Consider the following 19149-nt stretch of genomic DNA (forward strand, 5'->3'; position numbering starts at 1 on the left):
CCTATCCGGTTTCGAAGCCCTCCTGCAGCTGGTGGGCGGCGGCAGCGCACACCGCGATTCCTTCCTGCGCGGCCGGGCTCAGCCGCCGCTCGGTCAGATGCGCGACCAGGATCCGCCGTTGCGGCGGACGGGTAGCGAGGGGAATCGACCGGACGTCGGGCCGAAGGTTGAGCACGGCCAGTCGCGGAGCAATAGCCACGCCGAGGTCGACGGCGACCATCGCCTGCACCTCACCGTAGTCGTGCGCGAAGACACTCGTGCGTGGCGTGAAACCACCTTGCTGACAAAGTTTTTCGAGGGTTTGCGCGACCGGATGATCGTCGGCGCGGACCACCCACGACTCGTCGCGCAATTCGGCGATCCGGATCGAGTCGCGGTCGGCCAGTCGGTGCCGTTCCGACACCAGCAGCACGGTCGGATCGTTCATCACGTGGTGGTACGTCAACGTGGGGTCATCCACCCGGTTCCACTCGTAGTCCCACAGCAGCGACAGTTCGGTCTCCCGGCGGCGAAGCGCATCGACCAAATACGCAAACCGGCCACTGAGCACCTTCAGCTCGACCCCCGGGTGCCGGGTCTTGAACTCCTTGACCACGAGTGGCAGCAGTGACGACCCAGCCGTGGGGAACGTGCCGAGCGCCAGCACACCCGCGCGCAGTCCTTTGATCTCGGCGAGTTCGGCATCGGCGGCCTCGAGTTCGATCAGGATGCGTTCGGTGTGCTTGACCACCGATCGCCCCGCCTCGGTCAGCACGATGCCGCGCGCGTGCCGCTCGAGGAGTGGTTGCCCGGCCTCCTTCTCCAGCTTGGCGATTTGTTGGGAGACAGCCGAAGTGGTGTACCCAAGCGCCGCCGCTGCCGCGGTGATCGAGCCGTGCTCGGCGACCTCGCGCAGCGTGAACATCCTGGTCGTGTCCAGCACCCGACCCACCTCCTGACTTTAGAAGAAGTTAATGCCTGTCGACATACCCGCTATTGTAGTTGAACCGTGTGGGTGCCAGTCTGAAGTGGCGGAAGCGGCGCCCTGACAATTTTTCGGCCGCGCCGGGACACCTGGCACCCGCCTATCGGGCGGCACTCGTCCGCGGCGAGCGCCGCACCCATATCGCCTCCCCCCACCACGCGAGGACAGCCTATGACTGCACACCCGAGCGACATCCACTCGCCCGACGACCAGGCCGACGAGAGCACGGGCGCCGGCTCTACTCCGGCGCGCGGTCCCTTGCACGGCATCCGCGTCCTCGACATCAGTACCGTCTATGCGGCACCGATCACTGCGATGATGCTCGGTGACTACGGCGCCGACGTCATCAAGATCGAGCACCCCACCGGCGATCCCGCCCGCACACACGGAGCACGCAAGAATGGCCACGGACTGTGGTGGAAGGTCATCTCCCGGAACAAGACATGCATCACCCTCAACCTCGGCACGGCCGAGGGCCAGCAGATGCTCCGCGATCTCGTCGTCGATGCCGACGTGCTGGTGGAGAACTTCCGACCCGGCGTACTCGAGAAGTGGGGCCTCGGCCCGGACCGGCTCCGTGACCTCAACCCAGGACTGGTCATGCTGCGGGTCACCGGCTTCGGTCAGTCCGGACCCTACGCCGAACGGCGAGCATTCGGCACCCTCGCCGAGGCAATGAGCGGATTTGCCCACCAAACCGGAAGCGAGGACGGTCCGCCAACGCTGCCGCCGTTCGGTCTCGCCGACGGTGTCGCCGGACTTGCCGGCGCCTTCGGCGTGGTAACCGCGCTGCTGCACCGCAACAGTCCGGCCGGCGACGGCAAGGGTCAGGTCATCGACCTATCTCTGCTCGAACCGCTGCTGGGGATCCTCGGTCCCGGACCCACCGCGTACGACCAACTCGGCACCATCGCCGGCCGCAACGGCAACCGCTCCCCCAACAACGCCCCACGCAACACCTACCTCACCAAGGACGGGCAGTGGGTCGCCATCTCCGCGAGCGCCACCTCCGTCGCCGCGCGCGTCATGCGCCTGGTCGGCCGACCCGACATCGTCGAACAACCCTGGTTCGACTCCGCCGGCGAACGCAGCCGCAACGGTGACCTGCTCGACGAAGCGGTCGCGAAATGGATCGCCGACAGACAGCTGCACGAAGTCACGGCCGAATTCGAACGCGTCGGCGCCGCACTGGCACCGATCTACGACGTCGCGCAACTGATGAACGACCCGCACGTCCTCGACCGCCACTGCATCACCACCGTCGACGACGAGGACCTCGGCCCGATCAAGATGCAAAACCTCATGCTCCGCATGCTCGGAACACCCGGTGCGATCAACTTCGCCGGCCGCCGACTCGGCCAGGACAACGAGCAGTTCTACCAGGACACTCTCGGCATCGACCCGGACCGACTGACCGCACTCACCGAGAAGGGGGTCCTCTGATGGACCGCAGCTACCTGTTCGCGCCCGGCCACAACCGAAAACTGCTCGGCAAGGTATTCGACGCCGGCGCGGACGCCGTCATCCTCGACCTCGAAGACGCAGTGCCGCCCGCCGAGAAGGCCACAGCCCGAGACAATGTCGCATCCGCCGTCACCACCCACACCGCATGGGTGCGGATCAACGCGCCGGGGACCGAATTGGCGGACGCTGATCTAGGCGCCGTCGCCACATCCGCGCACGGCATCCGCATCCCCAAGGTCGAAACACTCGACGACATCCGCTGGGTCACGGACCGGGCCCCCGGAAAGCCCTTGATCTGCGCTATCGAGACCGCGAAAGGCGTCGCCAACGCCTTCGCGATCGCCGAGCACCCCGCAGTCACGCACATCGCCCTCGGCGGTATCGACCTGCAGAAAGACCTCGGCACCGGGGAAGGGGACGCACCCATGCAGTACGTGCGCTCCCACCTCGTCGTCGCCGCCCGCGCGGCGGGCATCGCACCACCGATCGACAGCGTCTACCCGCACATCCACGACACCGACGGACTCGTCCGCCAGGCCACCCACAGCCGTGACCTCGGTCTGTTCGGCAAGTCCGCCATCCACCCCGCTCAGCTTCCGGCCATCCACACCACCTTCAGTCCGCGACAGAACGACATCGACTGGGCTCGAAAGGTCGTCGAGGCATTCGAGCACGCTGGCGGCGCTGCGGTGCGACTACCCAGTGGCGAGTTCGTCGACCTCCCCGTCGCGGACCGGGCACGGAAGATCCTTGCTTCCGCCCACGCCTGACGAACCGGGCGGCACCCCAGCCTGCGTGCCGCCGGACTTCACGGCAGGACAAATTGTGTGCTGAGGTGAGCCCGGCGGCCGAGTCGGATCACCAGCCCCGCCGCGATGCATCGTGCACACCGACTCCCTGTACCGAACCTCGATCCCGGAGCATCGGTGACGCCGAACACCGCGACATGGACAGCTTCGTCGATTTGGCTTGGGTGGGCACTGTTCCTACAGATTGTGCAGCGCCCTCAGGCCGTCGGTGAATTACGGGCAGCCGACCTTCATCGACGGATCGGCTTCGAGTAGCCAGGCGCGTACAGCTTTCATCCGGACCTCGCGCAGATAGCCCATCGGAGTGGTGCCGTAGTACTTCCCCGTAGCCGATGCGACATCCTCGACAGTGAGCAGTTCGTCAGCGTGGTGTTCGAGTATTTCGACCGCGCGGCGAATAGTTCGAGGCGCCGCCGGCACTGGCCGCTGCAACGCCTCTGTGTAGTTATTGGGTTGGGCCACAATAAGTTGACTGAGAAGTAGTCGTTCGAATTCTTTCATCCCGGAATCGCGCGATCAGCCAGCGGATCCTCGTCCGTCGCGAAGAACGAGGAGGAATCTGCACGGCATTGCCGGTGAACAAGGAGAAGAACGTGCTTCGGAAGCCGTCGCTCGTCGACGTTCATCCGGCATGTCAAATCCGGTCACGCCTGCCCAACACGAATGCGGTTAGAAGAGGAGACAATTGTGGAAAGCAGTAGCTGGGAGGGCTTCTCCACCAAGGCCGTGCACGCAGGATTCGACCCGGACCCGCAGACGGGTGCCGTCAACGTCCCGATCTACGCGAGTTCGACGTTCGCGCAGGACGGCGTCGGCGGCATGCGTAACGGATTCGAATACGCCCGCACCGGCACCCCCACCCGACGACCGCTCGAGGCCAACCTCGCCGCCCTCGAGTCGGGCACCTACGGTCGCGCGTTCCGTCCAGAGCGAAGGTCCGTGTCACTCATGACTTGCGCGGGGTGACTGCCGTAAAACATCCACGCAGCGTCTCCAGCGAAACCCCTGTCCGACCTAGCTTTTTATTCTGTGGAGACGGTTCGGAGGACCCGATCGCCGGTTGGTGATGGATGGCGGACTTCGCGCCTGAAGCGAGACGGATCGCCGCGCAACCGTTGGGGCTGAGCGCACCCGATGGAGCGCCCCGAGAACGTTGACAATGCGTGCGCCGTCGGCGGAAAGTTGAGCAGGGAACTTGTGACCTGATCTGTCAACGTCGGTGAGTAGGTGAGAGGCGTGAGCGCAACCGATCCCCCACCGCTGGTCGTCGTGCCGCCGGGGACCGGGCAGACCGGCGACCTGGGCCCGATTGGGGTCGAATTCAAGCTCTGGGGCCGTGACACCGGTGGGGTGCTGTCGGTCGTCGAGCACCCGTTCCCGGTCGGTGCGCTGGTGCCGCCGCACCTGCATACGCGGGAGGACGAATTCTCGATAGTTACGCAGGGTGTGATCGGATTCCGCTCCGGCGACCGGGAGGCCGTTCTCGAACCCGGCGGATACATCACAAAGCCGCGGGGTGAGATGCACGCCATGTGGAACGCCGGCACCGTCCCCGCGCGCATGATCGAGATCATCAGTCCGGCCGGCTTCGAACATTGCTTCCTGGAAGTGTCCGAACTGATCGCCGCCGGCGAACCGGATGTCACCCAGATCGCCGCAGTTGCCGAGCGCTACGGTCTGCAATTCGGCGAACCCGACTGGTTGCCCGACGTGATCGCCCGATACGCCCTGACACCGCCGTGAGCCCCGCTCGAGCCTCGACGCATGCGGTGTCGTTCACAGGTCGGGGAGGCTCAGCTCGGCCAGTCGGTGAGCCGAAGACAGCTTCGGAGTAGGACCGCCACAGCCTCCTGAAGGTGCCCGGTACCGGAGAACAGTGGATTCGTTTGTGGTCGAGGCGTTCTCGTCGTGCGCAAGGAAGGGTCAACGCGCGCCCGCGGGTCGGAAGTGGTTCTGGTTTGTCTCACGGTTTGGCCACCGCATTCTGTCTGAAATTCCTGACATCTCTTCTGTCGTCACCGGCGTGACAGAGGCCGGAGAGGTAGAGGAACATGGAAGAAATGAAAGCGGTGCGGCTCCACGCCTACGGCGGACCGGAGAATCTGGTCTACGAGGAAGCGCCCCGTCCGGAGCCTGCCGGGGACGAACTCGTGGTGCGGGTGCACGGCGCGGGAGTCAACGTGTTGGACTGGTTGCTGGGCGAAGGCGGGTTTGAACACTTTCCCGATGTTCCGCTGCCGTGGATTCCGGGGTGGGACATCTCGGGAGTAGTGGAAGTGGTCGGTAACGGCGTCAGCGGGTTCCAGCAGGGCGACAGCGTCTACGGAATGGTTCGGCTGCCCGAACCCGGCAACGCCTACGCCGAGTACACGGCAGTCCCCGCCAGTCAGGTCGTCGCCAAGCCGCCCATCCTGGACCACATGCACGCGGCGGCGGTGCCGATGACCGGATTGACGGCGTGGCGTGCCCTCTTCGACGAGGCCGGTCTACAACGAGGGCAGCGCGTGTTGATCCATGCCGCCTCGGGCGGTGTCGGCCATCTGGCCGTGCAATTTGCGAAGGCCGCGGGAGCGCACGTGGTCGCAACCGCGTCCGGCTCCAACCGGGAGTACGTGAACTCGCTCGGCGCAGACGAGTTCGTCGACTACCGCGAGCAGCGGTTCGAGACGACGGTGGCTCCGGTGCATGCCGTGATCGACACGGTCGGCGGCAAAGTCCAACAGCGGTCCCTCGACGTGCTGAAGCGAGCCGGGGTTCTCGTCGCCCTGCCAGCAGAGGTCCCGGACGACGTCAAGGCCGAAGCCGAGCGACGCGGTATACGAACGCGACACTTCAGCGTCGAACCGAACACCGACACGCTCACCAAGATCTCCCGGCTCATCGATGACGGCAGGGTGCGGCCCACGGTCAGCTCGGTATATCCCCTCGCCGAGGCGCAAGCTGCCCACGAAGAGGGCCGGGCAGGACACGTCCGAGGGAAGCTGGTCCTCGACGCGACCACGGTCGCTTCCTGACCGGCGTGCTACGGGACGGGCGCCGCCTGCTGCCCGCAATGCGCTGGGCGCCTGTCTCGCCCCGGTGACGGTTCGGCGTGCGGACAACTGCGGGACGAGCAACAGACAATTGATGCGTGCCTGTCGACACGTTCGGCGCTGGAGGCGATCGCGGACCGCAGCGCGGACCTGTCACAGGCCATCGGGGCGCTGTCGGCCAGACCGTCACTTCAGCGCAGATACTCCGGGTCCGTCGAGATCACCCAACGCCGACTTGCGCCCCGATATCGCCATGAGCAGTGATAGTGCCGGGCCGCAGACTTCTGGGCCATCACCGATCGATACGTCTGCGTCGGTGGCCCGCAACTGGACCGGGGCAATGAGCTGCTTCGCACCGCCCAGGGATACCGGGGTGCGCGCCTGATACCGCAACGGTCTCACGACCGCCTCCAACGGATATACACGGATGATGCCCAGCGGCCGTCGGATGTCTTCGCCATGGACGACCTCTTCGACCAGTCTGCTGTCGAGCGGTGCCGGCGGCGTCGACGTACGTGTTGCGACCTGCTGAAGCCGGGCGAGCGTTTGGCGGGGTGTGGCGCCGCGTTCGCGTTCGACGCCTTGGGCGGTTTGGCGATCGAAGTTGAAGCGCGCCCGGGCCATGTTGCGCACGATGCCGAGGCGGGTGGTCTTCGCGTTGTTGATCAAGTGTGCGGCGACGTCGTGCACGGTCCAGTCACCACAGAGTGAGGGGTGGTCCCACTGGTCGTCGGTGAGGTCGGTGAGGTCATCGATCAGCGCCGCACGCTCCGCATGGACGATCGGCCAGACATCATTCATGAAGCCAGTGTGACAAACTCTGCCCGTCACCGACTGGATCGGGCCCGACGCCTGGCCGGGCGCAGGGCGGGACCGGACGCGGCGATGACCGGCATAGCCAGCGCCTTCACCGCAGCCGGGTTCACCGAGGTTGCCAGGCCTAAGCACGACCGCCCTGTCCTGCGCTACGAGCTGCCGCGACCACCGCCACGGCCTGGGTCGAGGACCACTTCATCGCCGGTGACGCCGCGCTCGACTTCGCCAACACCGTCTACCGCCGCACGCCCGAACTCGGCGCCGACCTATTCACCAACGCCGAAGCACTCGCCACCTGGCTCGACCGGGCCCACCTGCTACCTGCGATGGGTCCTCCGGAACGCGCCTTCGCCGACATCGCGGCCGCCCTGAAGGAGGCTCGCGCTTTGCGTGCGCTGTTCTGGACAGTCTTCGACGCGCAGAAGGACGGCCACAACATCCCCGCGGACGCCTTCGCACGGCTACTCGGCACCGCCCGTCGCGGCAGCGACACCATCACCGTTTCGTTTGACGGCTCCATGACTCCACTGGCCGCTGAGGGCGTGTTCACGATCCTGGCGCTGCGCGCCATCACCCTCGTACTCGCCCCACCACCGCAAGGAGTGCGCGCCTGCGACAGCTGCGGCTGGTTCTTCATCGACTTCTCCCGCAGCCGCCGTCACCGCTGGTGCAGCATGAAGACCTGCGGCAACCAAGCCAAAGCCGCCCGCTACCGCTCCACCCACCCGTGATGAGTATGTCCAGCATCCGGTTCTCACCGTCGCACTCGCCCGGAAGCCCAGCCGCGTCGCCAATGCTCAAACCGTCACATACTGTCCGCTGCCCCTCCGTGTCACGTCTCCGCCAATCCCAAGTTCGCAGCGAGTCCGACAGCCGGCGACTCGCGCCCCAGCGCTGGGGCGCTATCGCATCGGGCCCTGCCAGTCGGATTGAGAACCCAAATGAAAACGCGACTCGTGACGCTCAGCGCCCACCAGAGCGATCTGCAGCAACACCACCGTTCGCCAGTGGTGCGCAACGTGCCCGGGCAAATGAAATCGGGGTGGTGAGAAGCAAGCCCCTCTTACGCGTGATTACCAAAGTGGCGGCTCCCCTGCACCGCACTAGCAGCTCCACCCGAGCCCGAGCCCGTCAACCCCTGACCCACCCCACCGGAGCCCCGCGGTAAGACCCCGCCCTCCATGCGAGGCCGAACGACCTGCGCCGGAACCTGTTCCGTGGACCCGGGTGGCGTGAACGATCAGGGCTCGCCCTGCCTGCGCTCGATGACCCAGGCCGCGATCTGAGTCCGGGAGGTGAACCCCAGTTTGGACAGAATGTGCTCGACGTGGCCCTGAGCGGTGCGCTGGGAAATGACGAGTTTGTCGGCGATCGCCCTGTTGGTCAGTCCCTCGGCGACGAGCTCGGCGACCTGCCGCTCCCGCCGCGTGAGAGTCGTCGACCCCGGTCCGACCGCCGCGGCGGTCGTACCTCTCTCGTCGAGGGCGTACCCGGCGGCCTCCTCGAACCGCATCCCGAGACCGCGCCCGAACTCCGCCTCGAACGCGCGGTCACCGATCGCCCCGCGGGCCTTCTCCTCGTACCGGTCGTGGTGGACGAGCAGCCTCGGGTAGAGGATGCTGGGGCTGCAGCCGGCCCGCGCGAGGCCCTCAGCGGCACCCATCAGCGTGGCCGCCCGCCGAGGAGCACCCTCATCCACCGCGATCCACGACAGGACCTCGATGCACCCCGCGCCGCCGGTGCGGTCATCCACCGACCGGGCGAGCTGCAGCCCCTGCATGACAAGCTCTTTCGCCCCGGAATACTCGCCGCGCCGCCACGCCCCCATCCCGGCACCCCACAGCGCCCAGCCCCGGTACATGAACTCGCCGCGCGATTCGGTCAGCGCAAGCATCTCCCGCTGACACTCCTCGCTCCGCGCCCAGTCTTCGGCCGCGTCACTGGCCGCCGCGAGCCCGGACAGGGACCAGATCATGTACAGCACGTTGCCGTCGTCTCGGAATACTGCGAGCGAGGATTCGAAGTGCTCACACGCTGCCCGGGCATCCAGGGTGATCAGTGCGTGCTGGCCGGCGGCATCGTCCATCAGTGCCGCGGCGGTGCGATCGCCGAGCTGCGCCGCCAGGGCACTGCCGCGCTGAACATAGATTGCCGACGCGTCCGCGTCGCCGTGCAGCCCGGACAGCACACTGAGCACGTACAACGCCGTGATCTGTTCGAGCCCGGGTTCGTCGCCGCGCACCGCGAGAAGCTGCGCCAGCCACCGCATCCCCTCGCGCAGCTTGCCCCGCCCCCGCCAGTACGGGTACATCGCGCCCGCCATCCGAATCCCCGCGTTCGCCTCGTGCGGGCCGGTCAGGCAGAACTGCAGACCCGCAACGATGTTGGACTGCTCAGCGTCGAGGCGCAGGGTCCAGGACAGCTGCCGCGAACTGATCCAATCGGACTCCGCCCGCAGCACCAGGTGTGCGTACCAGTCCCGGTGCCGCCGCAGCAACGATGCGAATTCGCCGGTCTCCTGCAACCGTTCCACCCCGTAGTCACGCAGCGTCTCGAGCATCCGGTACCGCGCCGCACCTCCCGTCTCCTCCCGGAGCAGGATCGATTTGTCGATCAGCGACGCCACCACGTCGACAACCTGTTCCGGCGTCATACCGCCGGAACAGATCCCTTCCGCCGCGTCGAGCTCGAAGCCGCCGGCAAACACCGTCAGCCGTCCCCACATCTCCCGCTCCACCCGGGTGCACAAGTCGTAGCTCCAGTCGATACTCCCCAGGAGAGTCTGCTGGCGGGACGGCGCCCCGCGGCTACCCGTCGTCAGCAAGGTGAAGCGGTCGGTCAATCGGTGCAGGATCTGCTCGACCGACATCACCCGCAGCCGCACCGCCGCCAACTCGATCGCCAGCGGCAGACCGTCCAGACGCCGGCAGATCGCCGCGACCACGCCCTCGTTGCTCTCGGTGATCTCGAAGCCCGGCACCGCCGTCGCCGCGCGTTCGGTGAACAGGGTCATCGCCTCGTAATGGCCGAGCCCCCCGCCGGCCACCGACCGCTGCCTCGCCTCCGGCAGCGTCAGTGGCGGCACCCGCAGCACGGCCTCTCCCCCGATTCCGAACGGCTCCCGGCTGGTCGCGAGAATCCGCACGTCCGGACAACTGCGCAGAAGGGTTTCCGCGAGGTTTGCGACCGGACCGACGAGGTGCTCGCAGTTGTCCAGCACGAGCAACAGCTTCCGCTCCGTCAGATACTCGACGAGCTGCGTTTCCGGGGCGCCGGGCCCCTCGCGCAGGTTCAACGCCGACAGCACCGCGTCGACGACCGCGCCCGGGTCGTACAGTTCCCCCAACCCGACCGACCACACACCGTCGTCAAACGCACGAGACGAATCGGCGGCGACCCGCAGCGCGAGCCTGGTCTTTCCCACACCCCCCACACCGGTCAACGTCACGAGCCGCGACACGGAAAGCAGGCGGCGGATCTCGGCGATCTCATGACGGCGGCCGACGAAACTCGTCAATTCGTAGGGAAGGTTCCCCACGTTCGCCGTGCCGCCGGAAGGCATGAAACCGTCACTTTCATCTCACATCCCCTTGCCGACCACGGTACCTTCGCCGCCACGACGCGATCCGGTCCGCGACCACCCCCTCGCTACCCTCTCGTGGCTCTGCACGGGTGATCACCGTGCTGAGCGCCCCAGGGGATCCTCGCCACCGAGAGCTGGGCCTCGCCGAGTACCGGCCACCGGTGGGATAATCCACCTAGGAGGATCGTCCACCCCGAAGACGATGTCCTTGCAGAAACGTCGACCCCGGCCCAGGGCCTCAGGACCGCCCGAGTGCGCCGGGGTCGGCCCGCAGAGGACGGGTGTGGTCCGGCAACCTTCGGCGTGCGGAAACACCGGGGAACCCACAACCGACGCGCATGGTTCCGATTTTGTGTCGCTCTTCCCTGCCATGCGGTAACAAGTCGGAGCCCGTTACCGACGTACTAGATGTCGTAGTCAACGATGACGGACCCGAACAGCGGGCGCTGGACTCGAAAGGCGGGCAGGCAGATGAACGAACTGCTTGATCCACCGCCTCGTGGTCGGTACGTCAGCCGAGAAAACGGCCCCGGCTGTGGGTCGGCCCCGGCCGTGGGTAGTACCACGGGAGCTGTCCGCGCGGCTCGACACGAGCCGGCGCGGGTGACGAGGGCAGGTGAGAGGTTTGGCTAGGGGCATCAAGCGCAACGGCAATCCCGATGCCGATCTCCCAGGAGACGACGCACCGGTGGACGTCGCGGCAGTGCGCCGTGACGACGCTTTGATCGACGCGATCGCCGGCGGCGGTCCCGTCGCAACGGATTCGCCGGAGCAGTACGAGCTCGCGCTTCTGCTGACCAATTGGCGCGCCGACATCGTGGCGACGCCGATGCCGACCGGGCCGCTGCTGGACGACGTGATCGCGGCGATCGACGCCTCGGACGCCCGTTCCGCACGCAGCGCTGCCCGCAGCAAGCTCCGCTTGTTGCGACCCATCGCAGGCGCTGCCGCCGCGATCGCGGTCGTCATGGGTGGCGCCACCATCTTCTCGTACAACGCCGCACCCGGCGATCCGCTGTGGAGCGTCAAGTCGGTCGTGTTCAGCCAGCAGGCCGATTCGACCGTCGCGCAGATCGACACCGCGTCGCAGCTGCAGGAGGCCGAGCGGCTGATCGCCGCGGGCGACGCGGAGGCGGCGAAGAACCTGCTCGAGGGCGCCGCCGACCGTTCCGGCGGGGTACGCGACGCCGACATGCGCAACGAACTCGACGTGTGGCGGGCGAAGCTCGCCGCGGAACTCGAGAAGATCGCTCCCACCACGCCGCCTGCGACGACGACGCCCGGTACCACCACCACCGACACGCCGACGCAGACCATCGAACTGCCGGCCACACCCGGTTCCACGACGGCACCGGGAATCGAGCCGTTGCCGGGAACCCTGCCGCCGGATTTGCAGCTTCCGGGACTGCCGCCCACGTCACTGCCGCCGCTACCCACGACGACGCTCACGGTCCCGCCCGAGACATTGCCGTCCACCAGCCCTGACCCCACCATCACGATGGTCCCGCCTCCGCAGCCGCCCCTGCCTGTTCCGTCGGACAACCCGACCACGCAACCGCCCCCGCCCCCGCCGTCCGACATCCCGACCACACAGCCACCCCCACCTCCGCCGTCAGACGACCCGACCACGCAACCGCCCATCCAGCAGCTGCCGCAGGAGCCTTCCTTTGCGCCGCTCCCGCCGCCCGCCCCGACCAGCTGAGACGGGCAGCATCACGCTGACCCACATCCTGATCGTCTGAGGCCTGGGCGACGAGTACCAGCTGTTCGTGTACCCCACCGCCCAGGGTCGGGGACAACGGCTGTTCCCCTACCGGCGGCGGATCGATTTCCTACTTATGTCGGCTTTCGGCGATCCGCGCCTGAGCAAGCGCGGTCATCACCCGCTCGGTCATTTCCGGCCATGGCGGTCGCCGCAACACCGCGATCGTGCCGATGACGGCCGCCGCGAAACCCGTGCAGACCCCGATCAACGCGTGCAAGCTCGCATCGACGGCAGGCGTCCACGTAGCACCCTCCGCACCGACTGTGTATATACCGACCGGACGCTCACCTCGTCGGCCCCAAGCTGTCCGCGACACAGTAATGATCACCGTGCCGTTACTCGCCTCGTACGGCTCGCCGAAGACCAGCATCGAGTCCTCCTTGTCGGGGCCGTCAGTCTACTGCGCGAACCGCGGCGATCGCCCCGATCAGCGCTGTCGATATCGACGTCGATGTCGAACTAGGCTGCGACTGTTTGGTGCGTAGTGGTGTCATCCATGAGTGCAGGAATGCCAGACTGGACTACTGCCTTTGGCGGCACTGCACCATTCGGAAGCGGATCGGCCGACGGAACACGATTTTCGACGTTCGCGATGAGTCCAGCCATCTCTTCCGGTCTGTCTATTTGTATCCCGGTCCATCCGATCATTGGAGGAGGCGCCCATGCCCCGCACCCGCATCCACAACATGAACATCTCCCTCGACGGCTACGCCGCCGGCGAGCACGTGACGTTCGACGCCCCGATCGGCGGTGCGCAACGGCTATTCGACTGGTTCGACGGACGCGTCATCCACGGGGTGGACCGGGTAGACGCCCCGATCACTCTGGACCGCGCCGTGACCAGCCTGTGGGGCCAGGGCATCGGCGCGGAGATCATGGGGCGCCGCAAGTTCGGGCCCCACAGCGGCGATTGGCCCGACGACGGGTGGCGGGGCTGGTGGGGCGACGAACCGCCATTTCACACACCAGTGTTCGTCATGAGCCACTACCCACACCCGAGCATCGACTTTGCCAACGGAACCAGCTTCCACTTCGTCGACGCGCCACCCCGTGAGGTGCTGCGCAGGGCCCAGGAAGCAGCGAACGGCCAGGACGTCCGTATCGGCGGAGGACCCTCGACCGTGCGGCAGTTTCTGCAAGCCGACCTGATCGACTTCATGCACCTGGTGATCGTGCCCATCACCCTCGGGCGAGGCGTATCCCTCTGGGAGGGATTGAACGGCATCGAAGACCGCTTCACCGTCGAGACCGTCACCTCACCCAGCGGTCTCACCCATCAGCTCTGGAACAAGAACGGCCATGACTGAACCCGGTTCTTCGGCCAGTCGGGGATCCACCTACTAAGGGATCGAGGTGGAGCGGCACGGAGTCGAACACAAGGAGCACGGCAGGAGCCGTTGACGAGCAAGGTGTTCGAGGATCGCTGGATAGTTGGCGAAAACCTCACCGAAGTTGCAGGTCTGACCCTCAGCGGTCCCGGAGTGGATCGACGATGAGGACGGGGACGCGTTGGAGTAGCCGACAGCGCGCCGAGGGACGGGCGGTTCCGCAAGCGGATCCTCGGCGGGAGGCCCTCGATCGCTTGGCGTTGCGCTAGGGCCGCCGTCCGAACCAGTCGAGGAGTCGGGCCTGCTGCGAAGCGTCGGGAGGCAATGTGCCACTCGGGCCCTCGCCATACGCACCGAAGGCGAGCATGTCCTCCAGATATGGTTCCACCACGCGCGACAGCCCGGCGACCACAGGCGGATCAAGAGTTTCATCGAGACCCGCCGCGCGGAGGAGGTCCCACGCGTGGACGACCAGGTCGACGAGCCGGAAGCGTAGGAACGCCTCGGCGGGGACGTCGCCGTTCGGGCCGGGAACCGGCTGTTCCGGTGGTGCGGCGGCGAAGGCCTCGGCCTGGTGTCGTGACGATTCGGCCACCGCGGCAACCGGGTCGACTCCGAGCTGGTCATCCGAGAGCATGTTCCGGGCCTGCTCACGACCGACGCCGGCAAGCAGGAGCGCAGTGAAGCGGTTTCCCACCACGACGTGCTCGACCAGGTCGCGCACCGAAATCTGTGACGGCGTGGGCAGGTCCCATGAGTCCACCGGCAGTTGGCGCACCACGCGCTCGAATTCGGCCGAGGCAGCGAGAATGAGTTCCACCTCTCGCACGGTAGCGGTCGTGGACTGGCTCCGGACAGGTACGTCGTGGCGGATGCCCTTCTCGGGAACGGCGTACGGCGATTCTCCTCACCAGGGCGGTGACCGAGTCTCTCGCGGCGGGCATGTCGTGGGCGCAGATCGCCGAGCGTTCCCGGCCACGGCCCCCACGACATACTGAATCTGTCGACAGGCGCGCCCGTCCTGCAGCACCCGGATCACTAATCCAGACTCGTCCGTCGAGCGGAACGGGAAGCGCCGGTGGCTTCCCGCTGTCGATCGAAATTCTCTGGCTCCCGCTCACGCACGTCGTCAGGCGCGAGAGCGTCGTTCGAGCATCAGGACGCTGATACTCGCCACGACCAGAACCACCGCCAGCGCGAAGAAGACGTCGCGTGGGAGGAAGCCGGTGCCGAGGGCAGACCCGACGATCAACGGGCCTGCGATTCCACCGAGGCGCCCGATCCCGAGGGCCCAGCCGACTCCGGTGGACCGCATGCCGGGTGGATACAGCACAGTCGCCAGGGCGATGACGCTCATCTGCCCGCCCGTCACACACGTGCCCGTCCGGAATGCAGTTCCGAGAAGCGCCCAGGTGCTGCCGCCACCGATCACCCACCCCAATGCCGCGACGAAGGCCGCACCGCCGAGATAGACAATGCCGAGAGTGCGGAACGGGTTGGTCTTGTCCACCGCGGGACCGATGATGATTGCTGCCAGAATCCCGCCGATCGTGGTCAAGCCGGTCGAGGCGATAACGACGCGTGACGGTGCTCCCAGCAAGCCGACGATCGTCGGAACCCAGCTTTTGAATTGATCCCACGGACAGCGGGTCGAGCAGTGCCACCGAGCCGACTCGCTCGGGCGTTTCCAGCGCAAGCTGGAGCGCGACGAGCGTGGGTCGTACCACGAGACGAAGGCACTGGCGGGTACGAGCACGACGCGCTGACCGCCCTCGCGCAGCTGATAGGTCAGTTCGACGTCACCGAACCGGGCACTGTCCACGGCGTCCCCTACAATCCGCTCCATGAAGTCAGTTCCAGTGGAAGCGCTCACGAAGGGCCTCCGCGCAGAAGACCCGGTGGGTGGTCCCGCAGAGCCACTCACCGGGTTTCGGACTTCGAACGGCCACCGTGCACCGGTGGCCGCGTCACACCTCTAGCGAAGGGGGAATCCGAGACGGATGAGCGATTCCTTCAGCCGATCCCGCCCGTTCAACCGTGTCGCGGACGCGAGTCGGTCCAGAACCCTGTCGATCCAGGAATGTTCGAGCTGCTGCGCCGAGTAGAAGGCAGCGATCCGCCCCTCGTAGGCGTCGACGTGGTTGCGCTGGGCAGGCAGGTCGTACTTCTCGTGGTGCAATACCGCAGCTCGGGGCAGGCGCGGCTTGATCTGGGCGTCGGCGTCCGGATGTGGCTGCCCGACGACGAGCCCGAACACCGCGAACACGTGGGGCGGCAGGCCGAGTTCCGCCGCGACTTCCTCGGGCTTGTTGCGCAGCGCCCCGATGAACACCGTTCCCAGCCCGAGCGACTCCGCCGCGGTCACGGCGTTCTGCGCCGCCAGGGCGGCATCGATGAACCCGATATAGCTGCTCTCGAGATAGTCGGCGCCCTCGATCGGCGCGCCGCGGTCGCCGGCGAGCTGGCGGACACGGGCGAAGTCGGCGAGCCAGACCAGCAGGACGGGGGCCTCGATGATGTGGGCCTGGTCGCCCGCCAGTGCGGCCAGACGAGCCTTGCTGTCAGCGTTGCGGACCGCGACGACACTCCACGCCTGGAGGTTCGACGACGTGGCGGCCGACTGCGCAGCCGACACGAGCACGTCGAGTGTCTCGTCGGTCAGCGGATCGGGCACGTAGCGGCGGACCGACCGGTGCGAGTGCAGGGCTTCCAGAACCGGATTCCACTGCGCGGGTTCGGTGAGGGCGGGGTCCCAGTAGCGCTGCTGCAGCGCCGTGCGGGGTGCGATGTCTGCGATAGTCACCCGGACAGGAAAGCCGACCACCGTCCCCCACTCCAGTATTAGGCGCACCATGATTCCTGAGATCCCCCCGCGTTCTCGTCGACACCCGCGAACGGGACGCGTGAACAGCCGCAGCGACGCCGCCGATCGGCGACAATTCGGGGGCCTCCGACAGCTGTTCGGGACTAGTAATGCAAGGGAGTGGACGTGACGGAACGGGTGATCGTGGTGACGGGTGCCGGCTCGGGAATCGGTCGGTCGATCGCGACCGGACTGCTCGACGCCGGGCATCACGTGGTGCTGACAGGGCGGGCGCGGGAAAAGCTGGACGAGACAGCGCACGGTCACGAAGACGCCGTCGTGGTGCCGGCCGACGTCTCGTCGCCGCAGTCGGTGCACAGCCTCTTCGCCGCCGTGGCCGAACGATTCGGCCGCCTCGACGTACTCGTCAACAATGCGGGCACCTTCGGCCCCTCCGGCGCGGTGGACGAGATCGAACCGGCGGACTGGGACCGGACGGTCGCCACAAATCTGACCGGGGTCTTCCTCTGCTCCCGGGAGGCCGTGCGGATGATGAAAGCCCAGACACCGCGCGGCGGACGCATCATCAACAACGGCTCACTGTCCGCCCACACACCACGACCCGCGAGCGTCGCCTACACGGCAACCAAACACGGGGTGTCGGGGTTGACCAAGTCGATCGCGCTCGACGGACGCGACCACGACATCTGCTGCACCCAGATCGACATCGGGAACGCCGCAACCGCCATGACCGAAGGCATCGGTCACTCCGCCCGCCAACCGGACGGATCAATGCGAGCGGAACCCACCTTCGACCCGCGGTACGTCGCGGACGCAGTGACCCGACTGGTCGAACTCCCCTTGGACGTCACCGTGCCGACGATGACCATCATGGCCACCGGCATGCCGTACATCGGCCGCGGCTGACCGCGCGGCCGATCAGCGACGCGGGTCTGCCCAGTCGACCCGGGCGGCCAGTGCGTGCAGCGACCGTTTCCTGCTCGCGTTGGATTCCCCGACCCAGGCGATGCGTCCGTAGACGTATTCACGGAAATGCGGTCTGCCGTCACGATTCTGCGAATCGGGTCCGTAGCGAGCGCAATTGAAGAGCAGCGCTCTCAGGTCGTCGTAGTCGGCTCGCGCCGCCTGCGGACGGGTGTTGACCACCAGACCGGCCAGGTGCTGGCGTCGGTGCGCCCGCATGATCCGGGTCTTGGCCGGGTGCACCGAGAAGCCTTCGTCCGCAACGATCCGGCCGACGGCGTGGATAAGTCGGTCCACCGCCAGTTCCGTGCCGGAGAACGCAAGGTCGTCGGCATATCTCGTGTAGCAGGCCCGATGGGTTCTTGCGAGGCCGGTCAGTCTGCGGTCGAGTCGGTAGGCGACGAGATTGGCGAGCGCCGGCGAGGTCGGTGCGCCCTGCGGCAGGTGCGCACCCCGGAGTCGACTGGCCGCATCGAAGGGAAGCTGCGCGAGGACACCCGGCGGGGTGGCCGTGGTGCAGAGTCCGGCGAGCACGCGTGACACCGGGGTCGGGTAGCCGAGGGCATCGAAGACCGCCCTCACCCGCGTCTGGGAGACGGAGGGAAAGAAGGCACGGAGGTCGATGCGCACCACGACGTCGTGCCCGGCATGGGGAGCGGCGAAGGTGTGGACGCTGCGACCTCGGACGAATCCGTGCGCCGCGGCGTGGGGTGGGACGCGGTCGAGGACCGAACGCAGAATCCGGCGCTGCACCTCTCGAAGGCGTTCCTTGGGTGCCTCGAGCAGCCGGTGGTCCGATCGGATCCGATAGCGGTAGTGCTGCAGCGGAGTCGCTTTCGTGCGCAACCATCCGCCGGGGTCTGCGAACCAGTCGAGTTCGGCAGGGGTGAGACCGACCGCCTCGGCGACCCCCGTCGTGCGCGACCACCGTGGGACGTCGAACTTCCAGTCACTGCCGGACACCTCGACGACCGTGTCCGGTTGCTCGATCTGCGGGAGATCCGACAGCAGCCGATAGACGCTGTCGACGCCGTCGACCGGCGGCGTGGGCATCAGGTCGTGGAGCCGTGACGCGATTCGTCCGGCATCCGGTGCACCGGCTTCCTCGAAGCGGAGCATCAGGCCGGCCCTGGTCCACGCTCCGGCGGTCGCCACTTCCGCGAGGCGACGGGCAATTTCAGGCCGCAGGGCCCGGCCGGTTGTCACGTGTGCGACGGTGCGAGGTGACCGATATCTGTCGTCTGCGGCGCGCCGAAGCACGCGGAGCATACGGTCGCGCGTCGAACGGTGTCTCCGATGAACACTGTCGAGCCAGGGGTTACCCCTGACGTGGTCGAGGCCGGCGAACCGGCCACACCACTCTCACCTCTGCACCGTCGCACCTCGTGAGAATGCCACATGATCTCTGCCGTGCGGGGCCCTATCGGTCGCGAGGTCGAATCGAGCGACTCCGCTGGGCGGAGTACGCAATCGACCCAGTCAGCGAGACCGCCGCCGTGATCGTCAAAGCACGAGGAACACCGATCGAGGGCCTGCGGGCCGCGTCCAGTCGTCACGACGTTCCCGTGCTCGTCGTCGGCGACGACGCGGATTAAACACGA

Annotated in this window: 17 protein-coding genes and 1 pseudogene; 9 read left to right on the forward strand and 9 right to left on the reverse strand. The window is 66.9% G+C overall.

The features are described from left to right. Position 1 precedes the first annotated feature (1 nt). On the reverse strand, positions 2 to 922 hold the full coding sequence (locus QM841_RS31690; protein WP_283335027.1) for a LysR family transcriptional regulator: 921 nt from the start codon (positions 920 to 922) through the stop codon (positions 2 to 4). A gap of 213 nt (positions 923 to 1135) precedes the next feature. Here QM841_RS31690 and QM841_RS31695 point away from each other — a divergent pair, with 213 nt between their 5' ends. After that, a complete protein-coding gene (locus tag QM841_RS31695) occupies positions 1136 to 2407 on the forward strand; it encodes a CaiB/BaiF CoA transferase family protein (protein WP_283335028.1) in 1272 nt (423 codons plus the stop codon). After that, positions 2407 to 3198, forward strand: coding sequence for an HpcH/HpaI aldolase/citrate lyase family protein (locus QM841_RS31700; RefSeq protein WP_283335029.1), 792 nt, complete (start codon positions 2407 to 2409; stop codon positions 3196 to 3198). The genes QM841_RS31695 and QM841_RS31700 overlap by 1 nt, the downstream gene beginning before the upstream one ends. A gap of 252 nt (positions 3199 to 3450) precedes the next feature. On the opposite strand, the gene QM841_RS31705 is transcribed toward QM841_RS31700, so the two are convergent. Continuing rightward, entirely contained in the window at positions 3451 to 3738 is a 288-nt protein-coding gene (locus tag QM841_RS31705) for an AraC family transcriptional regulator (RefSeq protein WP_283335030.1), read from the reverse strand. Positions 3739 to 3900: 162 nt separating this feature from the next. Here QM841_RS31705 and QM841_RS31710 point away from each other — a divergent pair. The 3 genes and pseudogenes from QM841_RS31710 to QM841_RS31720 all read left to right on the forward strand — a co-directional run. Then, positions 3901 to 4158: pseudogene (locus tag QM841_RS31710) on the forward strand (PLP-dependent transferase); the annotation flags it as partial. Between the two features lie 315 nt (positions 4159 to 4473). Next, positions 4474 to 4980 carry a cupin domain-containing protein gene (locus QM841_RS31715; RefSeq protein ID WP_283335031.1) on the forward strand — a complete coding sequence of 169 codons (507 nt, stop codon included), beginning with the start codon at positions 4474 to 4476 and terminating at the stop codon, positions 4978 to 4980. A 308-nt stretch (positions 4981 to 5288) separates the two neighbouring features. Next, positions 5289 to 6251 (forward strand): NADP-dependent oxidoreductase, encoded by a 963-nt coding sequence (locus QM841_RS31720; protein ID WP_283335032.1) that lies wholly within the window; start codon positions 5289 to 5291, stop codon positions 6249 to 6251. A 204-nt stretch (positions 6252 to 6455) separates the two neighbouring features. Here the strand turns inward: QM841_RS31720 and QM841_RS31725 are convergent, their stop codons facing one another. Then, positions 6456 to 7070, reverse strand: coding sequence for a maleylpyruvate isomerase family mycothiol-dependent enzyme (locus QM841_RS31725; protein ID WP_283335086.1), 615 nt, complete (start codon positions 7068 to 7070; stop codon positions 6456 to 6458). 212 nt (positions 7071 to 7282) lie between these two features. On the opposite strand from QM841_RS31725, the gene QM841_RS31730 reads away from it, so the two are divergent. Further along, positions 7283 to 7816: a CGNR zinc finger domain-containing protein gene (locus QM841_RS31730; protein WP_283335087.1), complete on the forward strand. Its 534-nt coding sequence runs from the start codon at positions 7283 to 7285 to the stop codon at positions 7814 to 7816. A 509-nt stretch (positions 7817 to 8325) separates the two neighbouring features. Here QM841_RS31730 and QM841_RS31735 read toward each other — a convergent pair. Beyond that, positions 8326 to 10647 carry an ATP-binding protein gene (locus tag QM841_RS31735; RefSeq protein WP_283335033.1) on the reverse strand — a complete coding sequence of 774 codons (2322 nt, stop codon included), beginning with the start codon at positions 10645 to 10647 and terminating at the stop codon, positions 8326 to 8328. Between the two features lie 637 nt (positions 10648 to 11284). Between QM841_RS31735 and QM841_RS31740 the strand changes: the two genes are divergently transcribed. After that, the gene (locus QM841_RS31740; RefSeq protein WP_283335034.1) at positions 11285 to 12370 is read left to right on the forward strand and encodes an anti-sigma-D factor RsdA; all 1086 of its coding nucleotides are present in this window, start codon (positions 11285 to 11287) and stop codon (positions 12368 to 12370) included. Positions 12371 to 12500: 130 nt separating this feature from the next. On the opposite strand, the gene QM841_RS31750 is transcribed toward QM841_RS31740, so the two are convergent. Beyond that, on the reverse strand, positions 12501 to 12803 hold the full coding sequence (locus QM841_RS31750) for a hypothetical protein (protein ID WP_283335035.1): 303 nt from the start codon (positions 12801 to 12803) through the stop codon (positions 12501 to 12503). Between the two features lie 292 nt (positions 12804 to 13095). On the opposite strand from QM841_RS31750, the gene QM841_RS31755 reads away from it, so the two are divergent. Beyond that, positions 13096 to 13740, forward strand: a complete 645-nt coding sequence (locus QM841_RS31755) for a dihydrofolate reductase family protein (RefSeq protein ID WP_283335036.1) — start codon at positions 13096 to 13098, stop codon at positions 13738 to 13740. Positions 13741 to 14026: 286 nt separating this feature from the next. Here QM841_RS31755 and QM841_RS31760 read toward each other — a convergent pair whose 3' ends face one another. The 3 genes from QM841_RS31760 to QM841_RS31770 all read right to left on the reverse strand — a co-directional run bounded on the left by QM841_RS31760 (position 14027) and on the right by QM841_RS31770 (position 16564). Further along, positions 14027 to 14581 (reverse strand): TIGR03086 family metal-binding protein, encoded by a 555-nt coding sequence (locus QM841_RS31760; RefSeq protein ID WP_283335037.1) that lies wholly within the window; start codon positions 14579 to 14581, stop codon positions 14027 to 14029. 309 nt (positions 14582 to 14890) lie between these two features. After that, positions 14891 to 15634 carry an MFS transporter gene (locus QM841_RS31765; RefSeq protein WP_283335038.1) on the reverse strand — a complete coding sequence of 248 codons (744 nt, stop codon included), beginning with the start codon at positions 15632 to 15634 and terminating at the stop codon, positions 14891 to 14893. Positions 15635 to 15736: 102 nt separating this feature from the next. Then, positions 15737 to 16564, reverse strand: coding sequence for an NADPH-dependent oxidoreductase (locus QM841_RS31770; protein WP_283335039.1), 828 nt, complete (start codon positions 16562 to 16564; stop codon positions 15737 to 15739). A gap of 180 nt (positions 16565 to 16744) precedes the next feature. Here QM841_RS31770 and QM841_RS31775 point away from each other — a divergent pair, with 180 nt between their 5' ends. Next, positions 16745 to 17491, forward strand: a complete 747-nt coding sequence (locus tag QM841_RS31775; RefSeq protein ID WP_283335040.1) for an SDR family oxidoreductase — start codon at positions 16745 to 16747, stop codon at positions 17489 to 17491. Between the two features lie 12 nt (positions 17492 to 17503). Here the strand turns inward: QM841_RS31775 and QM841_RS31780 are convergent, their stop codons facing one another. After that, complete coding sequence (locus QM841_RS31780; RefSeq protein WP_283335041.1) at positions 17504 to 18754, reverse strand: reverse transcriptase family protein; 1251 nt, start codon at positions 18752 to 18754, stop codon at positions 17504 to 17506. Positions 18755 to 19149: the final 395 nt, after the last annotated feature.

This window comes from Rhodococcus sp. IEGM 1307 (genome assembly GCF_030056915.1).
Taxonomy (GTDB): domain Bacteria; phylum Actinomycetota; class Actinomycetes; order Mycobacteriales; family Mycobacteriaceae; genus Rhodococcus_F; species Rhodococcus_F opacus_D.

Bases quoted from the DNA above. Each gene is read 5' to 3' on its own strand.
- QM841_RS31725 (WP_283335086.1), bottom strand. From the start codon at position 7,070: ATGAATGATGTCTGGCCGATCGTCCATGCGGAGCGTGCGGCGCTGATC.
- QM841_RS31720 (WP_283335032.1), top strand. From the start codon at position 5,289: ATGGAAGAAATGAAAGCGGTGCGGCTCCACGCCTACGGCGGACCGGAG.
- QM841_RS31700 (WP_283335029.1), top strand. From the start codon at position 2,407: ATGGACCGCAGCTACCTGTTCGCGCCCGGCCACAACCGAAAACTGCTC.
- QM841_RS31735 (WP_283335033.1), bottom strand. From the start codon at position 10,647: ATGCCTTCCGGCGGCACGGCGAACGTGGGGAACCTTCCCTACGAATTG.
- QM841_RS31755 (WP_283335036.1), top strand. From the start codon at position 13,096: ATGCCCCGCACCCGCATCCACAACATGAACATCTCCCTCGACGGCTAC.
- QM841_RS31750 (WP_283335035.1), bottom strand. From the start codon at position 12,803: ATGCTGGTCTTCGGCGAGCCGTACGAGGCGAGTAACGGCACGGTGATC.
- QM841_RS31695 (WP_283335028.1), top strand. From the start codon at position 1,136: ATGACTGCACACCCGAGCGACATCCACTCGCCCGACGACCAGGCCGAC.
- QM841_RS31705 (WP_283335030.1), bottom strand. From the start codon at position 3,738: ATGAAAGAATTCGAACGACTACTTCTCAGTCAACTTATTGTGGCCCAA.